9 protein-coding genes are annotated in these 12,550 nt (G+C 71.5%); 7 read left to right on the top strand and 2 right to left on the bottom strand.

The genetic code is table 11. The features are described from left to right. Nucleotides 1–12: 12 nt before the first annotated feature. Together EAO76_RS23180 and EAO76_RS23175 are read left to right on the top strand one after the other, a co-directional pair. Nucleotides 13–963, top strand: a complete 951-nt coding sequence (locus EAO76_RS23180; protein WP_148837868.1) for a cytochrome c oxidase assembly protein — start codon at nt 13–15, stop codon at nt 961–963. Nucleotides 964–1,029: 66 nt separating this feature from the next. After that, entirely contained in the window at nt 1,030–1,188 is a 159-nt protein-coding gene (locus EAO76_RS23175) for a hypothetical protein (protein WP_148837867.1), read from the top strand. A gap of 36 nt (nt 1,189–1,224) precedes the next feature. Here the strand turns inward: EAO76_RS23175 and EAO76_RS23170 are convergent, their stop codons facing one another. Continuing rightward, on the bottom strand, nt 1,225–2,322 hold the full coding sequence (locus tag EAO76_RS23170; RefSeq protein WP_187438761.1) for a MerR family transcriptional regulator: 1,098 nt from the start codon (nt 2,320–2,322) through the stop codon (nt 1,225–1,227). Between the two features lie 737 nt (nt 2,323–3,059). Between EAO76_RS23170 and EAO76_RS23165 the strand changes: the two genes are divergently transcribed. After that, nucleotides 3,060–4,451 carry a glycoside hydrolase family 6 protein gene (locus EAO76_RS23165; protein WP_148837865.1) on the top strand — a complete coding sequence of 464 codons (1,392 nt, stop codon included), beginning with the start codon at nt 3,060–3,062 and terminating at the stop codon, nt 4,449–4,451. Nucleotides 4,452–4,604: 153 nt separating this feature from the next. Here the strand turns inward: EAO76_RS23165 and EAO76_RS23160 are convergent, their stop codons facing one another. Beyond that, entirely contained in the window at nt 4,605–6,209 is a 1,605-nt protein-coding gene (locus tag EAO76_RS23160) for an alkaline phosphatase (RefSeq protein WP_262375678.1), read from the bottom strand. 309 nt (nt 6,210–6,518) lie between these two features. Here EAO76_RS23160 and EAO76_RS23155 point away from each other — a divergent pair, with 309 nt between their 5' ends. The 4 genes from EAO76_RS23155 to EAO76_RS23140 are packed head-to-tail and all read left to right on the top strand — an operon-like array spanning nt 6,519 to nt 12,545. Further along, nucleotides 6,519–9,419: an alpha-L-rhamnosidase gene (locus EAO76_RS23155; RefSeq protein WP_148837864.1), complete on the top strand. Its 2,901-nt coding sequence runs from the start codon at nt 6,519–6,521 to the stop codon at nt 9,417–9,419. Further along, nucleotides 9,416–10,723, top strand: coding sequence for an extracellular solute-binding protein (locus tag EAO76_RS23150; RefSeq protein ID WP_148837863.1), 1,308 nt, complete (start codon nt 9,416–9,418; stop codon nt 10,721–10,723). The genes EAO76_RS23155 and EAO76_RS23150 overlap by 4 nt, the downstream gene beginning before the upstream one ends. Then, nucleotides 10,720–11,676: a carbohydrate ABC transporter permease gene (locus EAO76_RS23145; RefSeq protein WP_262375677.1), complete on the top strand. Its 957-nt coding sequence runs from the start codon at nt 10,720–10,722 to the stop codon at nt 11,674–11,676. The genes EAO76_RS23150 and EAO76_RS23145 overlap by 4 nt, the downstream gene beginning before the upstream one ends. Then, nucleotides 11,673–12,545, top strand: coding sequence for a carbohydrate ABC transporter permease (locus tag EAO76_RS23140; RefSeq protein WP_262375676.1), 873 nt, complete (start codon nt 11,673–11,675; stop codon nt 12,543–12,545). Before EAO76_RS23145 ends, EAO76_RS23140 begins: the two co-directional genes overlap by 4 nt. Nucleotides 12,546–12,550: the final 5 nt, after the last annotated feature.

Raw genomic sequence — 12,550 nt, 5'->3', positions numbered from 1 at the left:
GGGAGTGAACAGATGGACCACAGCGGGCACGGCATGAACATGGACCTGCCGCCGTTCACGCTGGGACGGGGGCTTCAATTCTCCGCCGACCCGTTCTTCCTCATCGGCTGTGTGCTGGGCCTGGCCCTGTACGGGTACGCCGTGGTGCGGCTGCGCAGACGCGGGGACGAGTGGCCGGTCGGCCGGATCGTCTTCTTCGTCGTCGGCGTGCTGAGCATCGCCCTGGTGATGTGCACCAAGCTGAACGACTACGGCATGGTCATGTTCAGCGTGCACATGGTGCAGCACATGGTGATCAGCATGCTGTCGCCGATCCTGCTGCTGCTGGGGGCCCCGGTGACCCTGGCCCTGCGCGCGCTGCCGGTCGCCGGGCGCGGCCGCACCGGTCCGCGCGAGCTGCTGCTCATGCTGCTGCACAGCCGGTACATGCGGGTCATCACGCACCCGGCCTTCACGATCCCGATCTTCATCGCCAGCCTGTACGCGCTGTACTTCACCCCGCTCTTCGACTTCCTGATGGGTTCGAAGACCGGCCACATCGCGATGATGGTGCACTTCCTCGCGGTCGGCCTGGTGTTCTTCTGGCCGATCATGGGCGTCGACCCGGGGCCGCACCGGCCCGGCTACGTCATGCGGATGCTGGAGCTGTTCGCCGGGATGCCGTTCCACGCGTTCTTCGGCATCGCGCTGATGATGGCGTCCACCCCGATGGTGGAGACGTACCAGCATCCGCCGGCCTCGCTCGGCATCGACGCGCTGAGCGACCAGAACTGGGCGGGCGGCATCGCCTGGGCCTTCAGCGAGATCCCGTCGGTGCTGGTGCTGATCGCGCTGGTCTTCCAGTGGTACCGATCCGAGCAGCGGACGGCGAAGCGTTCCGACCGTGCGGCGGAGCGCAACGGTGACCAGGAGCTGGAGGCGTACAACGCCTATCTCGCCTCTTTGCAGGCGCGCGGACGGTAGCGGTGGACACGCCTCAGGGGTGACGATGGCACCCACGGCCGTGCGGCCGACGAGGAGGGTGCGGGCATGTCCGGATCCACGAAGACCATGGGAGTGCTCACGCTGGTAGCCCTGGTGGTGGTCACCGCGTACACGGTGGCGCTGGGGAGCAGCGGCTGGCTCTGGTTCGGCTGGGTCGTGCTCGGCCTGATCACTCTGGGGATGGCCGCGACGCGCGAGTCCTGAGACGGCCTCGGGAGGTGCCGGCCTGCCGGTGTCCGTTCAGGAAATGAGCAGGCGGAGGCCGAGGTCTGCCGCGTCGAGGTCCACGAGGTCGCTGTTGCGCTCGGCCCACCGGCCGGAGTCGAGGTCGTCGCCGAGGCTTCGCACCGCCCGCTGCTCGGCCTCCGGCCCGACCCTCGTCCACACCGACGTCGCACGGCGCACCTGATCCTCCAGATACGCCCCGGGTCGGCGCCAGTACGCCTCGAACAGGCCGTCGGCGCAGTCCCACGGGACGGGTACCGGCTCGGCGCGGGCGCCGATCGCGTCGGCCATCCCGGCAAGCGAGGGAAATCCCGTGAGGACGATGGCGAACTCGGGCAGGTAGTCGCGGGTGAGCCAGAACCGGTCCTGCCATCCGGGCTCGTCGGTGTCGAACGTGAGCACCACCACACGGCGGGCCACGCGCCGCATCTCGCGCAGCCCCGCCAGCGGGTCCTCCCAGTGGTGAACGGTGGAGACGGCCATCGCGACGTCGAAGGACCGGTCCTCGAACGGCAGGCTCTCCGCGGCGGCGGCCACGCACGGCGCCGAGCCGGCGGGCCGCTGCCCCCGCATGACCGCCGATGGCTCCACCGCGGTCACGTCACGACCGGCGGGCTCGTAGGAACCGGTGCCGGCCCCGACGTTCAGCACCCTCTGCGCGTCCCCGAGCGCGTCCAGGATCTGTGCGGCGATCCGGGGCTCGGTGCGCCGGGTCGCGGTGTAGGCGCCGCCGATCGCGTCGTACAGCCGCGCACCGAGCATCTCCAGTTGCTTCTCCGGTGTCACTGTCAGTCCCTTCGCCCGTGCCCCGAGTTCCCCGTCGATGGCCGCCACCATGGCGTCGGCGCGGTCGCGCCGCTCCAGCAGCAGGCCGCGCAGTCGGCGCAGGTGCGCGACCGCGTCGGTCGACGGGTCGCCGACCAGTTCCGCGACCTCTCGCAGACCGAAGCCCAGCCGCCGGTAGGCCAGCACCTCCCGGAGCCGCTCCACGTCACGCGCCGAGTAGGCCCGGTACCCGGCCGGGGTCCGCGCCGAAGGACGCACGAGTCCGATCTCGTCGTAGTGATGCAGCGTGCGGACGGTCACACCGGCCAGCTCGGCCACCCGCCCCACGGTCCAGTGGTCTTTCACGGGTCCGACTATGCGGCCTGACGTCACGTGAGGGTCAAGAGCCCGCGCTCGCCGACCGCTGTTCCGTCGATCCCGCCGGCGCCGATCGCGTCGGGCGCGAAGCCCGAACCGGTCAAGGACCGCGATCGCCCCAGCACCGGCCCCGGTTCCGTCGGCCCCCGAGGCCGTGGGACCGCGTCCCCCTCCCCATCACCCAGGGGCACATCCGTTCGATAGCCCCTTTCACCCGTCGGCGAAGAGGGCGATCGCCGTTTCCCGGGCCGGTCGGCCGGGCACGGGCGGAACGCTCTTCTCCGGTTCCCGGCGACACCGGCCTTCACCTGCGATTGCGCGCCGTCGGGTCGCTCTCGTCCGACTTCCGCCCACCGCGGGACCGCGAGGCGGTTGCGCTTCAACTCTTGACAGGTGCGCATCATCACGCCACCTTGGGAGCGCTCCCACAATCAAGAATCGCACACGGCGACGGCCGTGCGTCCGACGTAGGGAGCACCCCCGCACGCCAGGTTCCACCGTCCCACGGGCCCATTCCGCACCGCGCGCACCCCCCGTACGCCGCTCCTCTTCCGGCACCTCTCCCCCACGACGCACCGACGGCCACCGCCCTCACCGGCGGGGTCCGGTGCGGGGCAGCGCACCCCGAGCCGCTGTCCCGGTACGGCACACCCCCCAGGTCCGCGGGCCGACCTCCCGCGGGCACCCGAGAGAAACATGGAGCCGCAATGAGAAGGACAGGCACCACCTCGCACGGGACACGCCGAAGGCCGGCCGCCTCACGCCGGAGGCCGGCCGCGCTCCTCGCACTCGCACTGGGCGCGGCGCTGACGGTCGCCCTTCCCCCGCCCGCGTCGGCCGCGGCCCGGGTCGACAACCCCTACGCGGGCGCCACCCCCTACGTGAACCCCGACTGGTCCGCCAGGGCCGCSGCCGAACCGGGCGGTGGCGCCATCGCCGACGAGCCCTCGTTCGTCTGGATGGACCGCATCGCGGCCATCGAGGGCACGGGGAACGCGAAGGGGCTGCGCGAGCACCTCGACACGGCGCTGGAGCAGGGTGCCGACCTGTTCCAGGTGGTCGTCTACGACCTGCCGGGACGGGACTGCGCCGCGCTGGCCTCCAACGGCGAACTCGGTCCCACGGAGATCGACCGGTACCGGAACGAGTACATCGACCCCATCGCCGACATCCTCGCCGACCCGGCCTACGCGGGCCTGCGCATCGTCACCCTCATCGAGCCGGACTCGCTGCCGAACCTGGTGACCAACGCCGGCGGCACGGACGGCTCCACCGAGGCCTGCGCGACCATGAAGTCGAACGGCAACTACGAGAAGGGGGTCGGTTACGCCCTGCACACCCTGGGCGCGATCCCCAACGTCTACAACTACGTCGACGCCGCCCACCACGGCTGGCTGGGCTGGGACTCCAACTTCGTACCGGCGGCGCAGGAGTTCAAGAAGGCCGCCACCACGGAGGGGGCGACGGTCTCCGACGTGCATGGCTTCATCGTGAACACGGCCAACTACTCGGCCCTGGAGGAGCCCCACTTCAAGGTCACCGACGCGGTGAACGGGACGACCGTGCGCCAGTCCAAGTGGGTGGACTGGAACTACTACGTCGACGAGCTGTCGTTCGCGCAGGCGCTGCGCACCGAGCTGGTGCGCCAGGGCTTCGCCCCGGACATCGGCATGCTGATCGACACGGCCCGCAACGGCTGGGGCGGCTCCGCCCGGCCCACCTCGGCGGGCCCGCTGACCGGTGTGGACGCCTATGTCGACGGCGGCCGGGTGGACCGGCGCATCCACGCCGGCAACTGGTGCAACCAGAGCGGTGCGGGCATCGGCGAACGGCCGACCGCCGCCCCCGAGCCGGGCATCGACGCCTACGTCTGGGCGAAGCCGCCGGGCGAGTCGGACGGCAACAGCCGGCCCATCGACAACGACGAGGGCAAGGGCTTCGACCGGATGTGCGATCCGACGTACACCGGGAACGGCCGCAACGGCTACAACCCGTCCGGGGCCCTGCCGGACTCCCCGCTCGCGGGCCACTGGTTCTCCGCCCAGTTCCAGGAGCTGGTGCGCAACGCCTACCCGCCGCTGGGCGGCGGGAGCGCGTGACCCCGGGCGCGTCGTCCCCGTCGGGCGGCTGCGCCGCCTGACCGTCCTCCTCGCCGCCCACGTGGGCGGCGAGGGGGACGGGACCGGATACGGACCGCCCCCGCCGCTCTCCCGGCGGGGGCGGTCCGCCGTCCGCTCGGGCCCGCCGCCCGCTCAGGCCTGCTGGAGTCCGGGCCTGCCCGCCTCGGTGACGAAGGAGGTCCGGGTCGAGACGGGTGCGCCGGGGGCGGTCACGTACGGCAGGACCCGGAAGTCGGCCCGGCAGGTCTCCCGGGTCAGCGCGCAACGCACGTATCCCCGCTGGAAGTTGGTGAACTTTATGTGCTCGTTGGCGGCGAGCAGCTTGGCTCCCGAGGGGTCCAGGTCCATGCCGTCCTTGCTGGTGGAGATGGACGAGCCGACGAACTCCACGCCCAGCGTGGGTGATTCCGGGTCGTCGAAGTTCTGCTTGAGGTCGGCGGCCAGGTGCCGGTGCATGTCGCCGGTGAGCACCACCGGATTGTTCACGCTGCGGTCGGTGATCTCCTTGAACAGCCTCTGGCGCGCGTCCACGTAGCCGTCCCAGAAGTCCATCACGAAGGTCTGGCCGGGGCCGGGGTCAGTGTCGACCTGGGTCACCGGGATCTGCTGGGAGATCATGTTCCAGGTCGCGTCGGAGCGGCCGAGGCCGCGGTACAGCCACTGCTCCTGCTCCGGGCCGAGGATGGTGCGGCCGGGGGTCAGCCGGTCGGTGCAGCCGCTCCTGGAGCCGTCGCCGCAGGGCTGGTCGTCGCGGAAGAGCCTGGTGTCGAGGATGTGGAAGGTCGCCATCCGCCCGTAGCGCAGGCTGCGGTACATCCGTGCCCGGAATCCGTTCGGCCGGTTCGGCAGCCGCAGCGGCAGGTGCTCGTAGTACGCCTGGAAGGCCGCCGCCGCCCGCTCGCGGAAGACCGCGGGGTCCTGGTCGGGCTCGGTGTCGACCTTGGACCTGTCGCGCGCCCAGTTGTCCTCGACCTCGTGGTCGTCCCAGACGACGGCGAACGGGTGGGCGCGGTGGGCGGCGATGAGGTCGGGGTCGAAGCGGTGCAGGGCGTGGCGGTTGCGGTACTGGGCGAGGTTCATCGGCTCGGGGCGCAGTTCGGCGGCGACGGGGATGTTGCGCACGCCGCCCATGGCGTCGATGGGGTTCTCGTAGATGTAGTCGCCCAGGTGCAGGACCAGGTCGACGTCCTCCTCGGCCAGGTGCCGGTAGGCGGTGTAGAAGCCCTCGAACCACGCCTGGCAGGAGACGAAGGCGAAGTCGAGTTCCTTGGGCCGGCTGTGCGGCGGGGGCGCGGTGCGGGTGCGTCCCACGGGGCTGTGCACGCCGCCGGCCCGGAAGCGGTAGTAGTAGTGCCTGCCCGGCTGCAGTCCGGAGACCTCGACGTGGACGGAGTGGGCGAGTTCGGGCACCGCGCGGGTGCGTCCCCGGCGCACGACGGACCTGAAGCGTTCGTCGCGGGCGATCTCCCACTGCACGTCGACGGCGTACGGCGGCATGCCCCCGGCTCCGTCGGGGGCGAGGGGCTGGGGGGCGAGGCGGGTCCACAGCACGACCCCGTCCGGCCACGGGTCGCCGGACGCGACCCCGAGGGCGAACGGGTCCTCGTGGAAGGGCGTGTCGCCCCATGCCCTGCCCGCGGAGGCGCCGGCCGCGGCCAGGGCCAGGCCGATCGTTCCGCCGAGCATCATCCGTCTGCCGAACGCTCCGGTACCACTTGACGCACTGTCCATCTGCATGAAACTCGTCCCTTCGTCGGGCGGAATTCCGTCCGGTACGAGCCGGGAGCGGCACGTGATTTCACGTCCGTCCATGTGGTAATCACAGGGTGAATATCACAGGGAATCACGTGCCACAAGACCACCCGCCGACGTCCGCAATACCGTTCACAGACGGTTAGTTGGGGCAACATCACCCCTTTTCCGAGGTGAACGGGAGACACATCGGCAACACCCTTGACACCCCCCAGGGCGGCTCATAGTCTCCACGCCACAGAATTAACGTTAGATTTCACATCGGGAAATTCGGTGCGACGGAAGGACGTGCTCGTGTCCGGTTCCCCGGCAGCCGATCCACCCGTCTCCCGACCCTCCGAAGGGGCGGCTCACAGCCGTTCCGGAACCACGACGCTGCGACCCCACGCCCTGCGGTGCGAGCACCGCACCACCCCGCTGGGGATCGACGAGGCCGCGCCCCGGCTGTCCTGGCGGCTCGTGTCCGACCACCGGGGCGACGATCCCGTGGCTTACCGGGTCCGGGTCGCCGAACGCGTCGAGGACCTGGACGGGGACGGCCAACTCCTGTGGGACACCGGCCGGGTGGCCGACACCGGTGCGACGGCCGTCCAGTACGCCGGGCCGCCCCTGACGCCCCTGACGCGCTGTCACTGGCGGGTGTCCGTGTGGCGGGCCGGGACGGACGTCCCCGCCGAGGCCACGTCCTGGTTCGAGACGGCGTTCACCGGCGCCGCCCGGTGGCGGGCGGCGTGGATCGCCCACGAACCGGGCCCGGTCGATGTCATGGATGCGCCCACCGAGGGCGAGTTCGCCCTCGACGACCACGGGCTCGCCCCGTGCCCGATCCTGCGGCGTTCCTTCACCTCGGCGGCCGGCACCCGGGCCCGGCTGTACGTCAGCGCGCGCGGGCTGTACGAGGTGCGGCTCAACGGCGTACGGGTCGGCGACGCCGAACTGGCACCCGGCTGGACGGACTACCGCCACCGCGTCCAGTACCAGACGTACGACGTGACCGGGTTGCTGCGCGACGGGGAGAACGTGCTGGCGGCCACCCTCGCCGACGGCTGGTGGAGCGGGTTCGTCGGCTTCGAGCCACGCCGGGCGGGGGCCCATTACGGCTCGTTCCCCCAGTTCCTGGCGGAGCTCCGGACGACCGGCGCGGACGGCACCGACGCCCCGGTGGTCACCGACGGGACCTGGCGCACCGCCACCGGGGCGGTGCGGCACGCGGATCTGCTGATGGGCGAGTGCCACGACCTGCGCCACGCGCGCGACGGCTGGGAGCTGCCCGGTTTCGACGACTCCGACTGGTCCCCCGCCCTGGTCACGGACACCGACCACCGACTGCTCGTGGCGTCCGTCGACGAGCCCGTGCGGGCGACGCGGGAGCTGCGCCCGCGCTCGGTCCGCCGGGTCTCGTCCGGCACCCATGTCGTCGACTTCGGCCAGAACATCGCCGGCCGGGTGCGGCTGAGGGTGGCCGGGCTCGCGGCCGGGGCCCGGGTGACGGTCCGTCACGCCGAGGTCCTGGACGGAGCCGGGCAGCTGTACACGGCGAATCTGCGCACCGCCGCCGCGACCGACGTGCTCGTCGGGGACGGGCGCGGCCCCGTCGTGTTCGAGCCGCGGTTCACGTACCACGGGTTCCGGTACGCCGGGATCAGCGGGCTGCCGGAGCTGTCGGAGGACGATGTCGTCGCCGTCGTCCTGCACAGCGACACCCCGTGGGCCGGGGAGTTCGACTGCTCGGACGCCGAGCTGCGGCGGCTCCACGACTGCGTGGCGTGGGGGCAGCGCTCGAACTTCGTCAGCGTGCCCACGGACTGTCCGCAGCGCGACGAGCGGCTCGGCTGGCTGGCGGACGCGCAGGTGTTCCTGCCCACCGCCGCGCTCAACGCGGACGTCGCCGCGTTCTTCACCAAGTGGCTGCGCGACGTCGACGACGCCCGCACCCCGGACGGCGGCTTCCCCAACGTCGCCCCGCGGCTCGTGGGGGTGGCCGACGAGGGCGCGCCCGGCTGGGGCGACGCGGGGGTGATCGTCCCGTGGCACCTGCACCGCGTCTACGACGATCCGCGCTTCCTCTCCCGGGCGCTGGACGGCATGTGCGCCTGGGTCGACCTGATCCGCCGTCACAACCCCGATCTGGTCTGGCGCCACCGGGTGGGCCCGCACTTCTCCGACTGGCTCGCCCCCGGCACCCCCACCCCGCGCGACGTCATCGCCACGGCGTACTTCGCGCACAGCGCCCGGCTCACCGCGAAGGCCGCCGGTGTCCTCGGGCAGGAGGACACCGCCCGGCGGTACCACCGGCTGGCCGACGACATCCGTCGCGTCTTCGCCGAGCGCTTCGTCACCGTCGACGACGCCGGGGCGGACGGCCCCCGGGTGCGCGTCGCCGGGGACACCCAGACCGGGTACCTCGTCTCGCTCGCCTTCGAGCTGCTGCCCGCACCCCTGACCGGGGCCGCCGCCGGCCGGCTCGCAGAACTCGTCGGTTCGGCCGGTCCCGCCCTGCTGACGGGCTTCCTCGGGGTCGCGCTCGCCGCCCCCGTCCTCGACGCCCACGGACACTCCGACCTCGCCCACGCCCTCCTGCTGCGCGACGAGGTGCCGTCGTGGCGCTTCCCCCTGCGGCACGGCGCCACCACGATCTGGGAACGCTGGGACGGGTGGACGCCCGACGCGGGGTTCCGCGCCCCTTCGATGAACTCCTTCAACCACTACGCGCTCGGCTCGATCGGCGAATGGCTCTACCGGGGTGTCGCGGGCCTGGACCAGGCGCCGGACTCCACGGGGTACCGGCGGCTGCTGATCCGGCCGCGGCCCGGCCCCCTCCGCCGCGCGAGCGCCCGCCACGAATCGGTCCGCGGCACCGTCGCGGTCTCCTGGGAGCGGGACGAAGAAAGGATCATCCTGTGCGTACGGGTGCCGCCCGGCGCCACCGCCGACGTGTACGTGCCCACCACGGACCCCGGCTCGGTCCGCGAGTCGGGAGCGGTGCCGGGGGCCGGCGACCCCCATGTCGCACCGGTCACCGCCGCCTGTGGCCAGGTGTTCCACCGCGTGTCCTCGGGCACGTACCGCTTCACCGCCGCCTACGCCCCGACGGGCACTCCCCCCGGGGCGCCCGGCACGGTCCGGCCGTCGCCCGTCCCCGGCCGCGGCACATCGAACCCGCCCGTCCGTCAGCACGAGGAGGACACACCATGACGACGCCTTCCCATCCCCGGCCGGGCCGGGGCGCGGTCGGCCGCCGCGGCTTTCTCCGCATCGGTGGCGGGGCCGCGGCGCTCGCCGCGCTTCCCCCCGTCCTGACGGCCTGCTCCGGCTCGGACGGCGGCTCCGGGAAGCTGCGCGTCGTCGGCGTCGCCGACCAGCAGAAGCCGATGGAGGACATGGTCGCGCGCTACCGCAAGTCCCACCCCGACGCCTCGTTCGCCACCTCCTTCGCGCCCACGGACCAGGTCCAGACGGTGGTGCGCACCCAGCTCGCCGGCGGCAACGCCCCCGACGTGCACGTGCTCTATCCCGGCAGCGGCAGCGCCATGTCCATGGTCGAGCTGGCCAGGGCCGGGCTGCTGGCCGATCTCAGCGGGCAGAGCTGGACCGAGGAGGTCCCGAAGAATTTCCACCCCGCCTACCGGCACGAGGGCAAGACCTATCTGTATTCGGCGGGCAGCAGCGTCATCGGTGCCATCCACAACAAGAAAGTCTTCGCCGACGCCGGGGTCGAACCGCCCCGGACCTGGAACGAACTCCTCGCCGTCTGCACGAAATTGAAGGCGAAGGGCGTGATCCCGATCGCGCTCGGCGCCCAGACCCCCTGGGTGACCCAATTGATCACCTACGCGCTGGTCCCCAATGCCGTCTATGCGAAGAATCCTGGATTCGACGCCGAAATGGCCTCCGGCAAGGCCCATTTCCGTGGTTCCGGATGGGCCGAGGCCATGGGCAGGTACAAGGAGTTGCAGCGCCGGGGTTTCTTCAACGACAACCCCAACGGGACGACGTACGAGCAGCAGACCTCGATGGTCGCCGGCGGCAGGGCGGCGATGGCCGTCCAGGTCTCCGCCGTGCTCGCCAACTTCCGCCAGGCCGCCCGGAACCCCGACGACCTCGGCATGTTCCCCTTCCCCGGCGGTGACGACGCCGGGAAGCTGTGGATCCCGGCGGGCATCGTCGTCGGGGTCGGGATCTCCGCGCGGTCCAGGAAATCGGCCGGGGCGAAGGCGTTCGTCGAGTTCCTCGGGAAGCAGGAGAACGTCGACCGCTGGGCGCAGTCCGTGGCCGCGATCCCGTTCAAGCGCGACTCCTCGACCAGGATCGATCCGGTCCTCGGCTCCTTCCTGCCCCTCATCGACGACAACCGTGCCGTCCCCTTCATGGACCAGAGCTGGCCCAACGCCGAGGTGCAGCCCGCCCACTTCGCCGCCGTGCAGGAACTGCTCGCGGACAAGACGGACGTCGAAGGCGCGCTGGCCCGGATGGACGAGGCCTACGGGAAGGCACTGTGACGAGCACCTCCTCCGAGGAACGCGCGGTCGCCGGGAAGCGGCCGGGGCCGCGCCCCGGTCCCGGCCGTCCGGCCCGGCGCCGTGACCACACCCTCCCGCCCCGGCTCTTCGTCGTGCCCGCGCTCGTCGTCTACGCGGTCGTCGTCCTCTATCCGAGCCTCGCCGGGGTGATGTACGCCTTCACCGACTGGTCCGGCATCGGCGGTTTCTCCTTCACCGGCCTGGACAACTTCCGCACCCTGCTCGACGACGACCGGGCCCTGGAGTCCGTCGGCAACACCCTGCTGCTGACCGTCGCCGTGGTCGTCGTCCAGAACGGCATCGGGCTGTTGCTCGCCCTCGGCGTCCATGCCCGCATCCGGTCCCGTGCCGTGCTGCGGCTGATCTTCTTCGCGCCCGCGATAGTCAGCCCGGTCATGGTCGCGATCCTGTGGAAGTACATCTACAACCCCGACAACGGCGCCGGGCTCAACGGGGTCCTCGGTGCGATCGGGCTCGGCGGGCTGCGCCAGGACTGGCTCGGCGATCCCTCGCTCGCCCTGTGGTCGGTCGCCGCGATGGTCGTGTGGCAGTACGCGGGCTACTCCATGGTCGTCTTCCTGGCCGGGCTCCAGGGCGTGCCGGCCGAGCTGCACGAGGCGGCGCGCATCGACGGGGCGGGCCCCTGGCAGCGCTTCCGCTACGTCACCTGGCCCCTCCTGGCCCCGGCGCTGACGATCAACCTCATGCTGTCGACCATCGGCGGCCTCAAGCTCTTCGACCAGGTGTACGCCGCCACGAACGGCGGCCCCGGCACCTCCAGCGAGACGCTGTCGACCGTGCTGTACAAGGAGGCCTTCGTCTACGGGAAGTTCGGATACAGCACCGCGGTGGCCCTGGTGCTCGCCCTGTTCGTGGCCGCGGTGTCCCTGGTACAGCTCCGCTACCTGCGCGCGAGGGAGGTCACCGCGTGAGCGTCGCAACGGCCCGCGGTCCGGTGGGAAAGCGGCCCCGCGGCGGCCGCGGACCCCGTTTCGGACGGTACGCCCTCGAACTGGTCATGATCGCCGTCGCGGTCGTCTTCCTCTTCCCGGTGTACGCCCTGGTCACCCTGGCGATGAAGGACCCCCGGCAGATCGCCGACTCGCCCCTGGCGCCGCCCTCGCCGCCCACCTTCGACAACTTCGGCAACGCCTGGTCCTCCGCGTCGCTGGGGCCCGCCCTGCTCAGCAGCACGGTCATCACCGCCGTCAGCCTGCTGCTCCTCGTCGTCCTCGGGTCCACGGGGGCCTACTACCTGGCGCGCCGGGCCCGCGGCATCGGCTACGGGCTGTACGTCCTGTTCCTGCTGGGCATCGTGCTGCCGTTCCAGCTCGGCATGATCCCGCTCTACAAACTCGTCGACGACCTGGGCTGGCTCGGTACGTACCACGGCATGGTGCTCTTCTACACCGGCATCCAGCTGCCGTTCACCGTCTTCCTGTACACCGGTTTCATCCGCGCGCTGCCGCAGGACTACGCCCAGGCCGCGCTGATCGACGGCTGCAACCACCGGCAGGCCTTCGCCCGGGTGGTCTTCCCCCTGCTGCGCCCCATCACCGGCACCGTGATCATCCTGAACGCCGTGTTCGTCTGGAACGACTTCTTCACCCCGCTGCTGTACCTGGGCGGTTCCGGCCGGGAGACCGTGCCGGTGGGCATCTTCGCCTTCGTCGGGCAGTACGTCTCCGACTACGGCCTCGTCTTCGCGGGGCTGGTGCTGGCCGCCCTGCCGATCCTGGTGGTCTTCGTGCTCCTCCAGCGCTATGTGATCAAGGGTTTCGCAGGCGGCCTCAAGGGGTGAGGACA

This window comes from Streptomyces sp. sk2.1 (assembly GCF_008120935.1).
Lineage (GTDB): Bacteria > Actinomycetota > Actinomycetes > Streptomycetales > Streptomycetaceae > Streptomyces.
This window is presented reverse-complemented; position numbering and strand designations above follow the sequence as displayed.

Coding starts and splice junctions, on each gene's coding strand:
- EAO76_RS23180 (WP_148837868.1), top strand. CDS start 13: ATGGACCACAGCGGGCACGGCATGAACATGGACCTGCCGCCGTTCACG.
- EAO76_RS23160 (WP_262375678.1), bottom strand. CDS start 6,209: ATGCAGATGGACAGTGCGTCAAGTGGTACCGGAGCGTTCGGCAGACGG.
- EAO76_RS23175 (WP_148837867.1), top strand. CDS start 1,030: ATGTCCGGATCCACGAAGACCATGGGAGTGCTCACGCTGGTAGCCCTG.
- EAO76_RS23150 (WP_148837863.1), top strand. CDS start 9,416: ATGACGACGCCTTCCCATCCCCGGCCGGGCCGGGGCGCGGTCGGCCGC.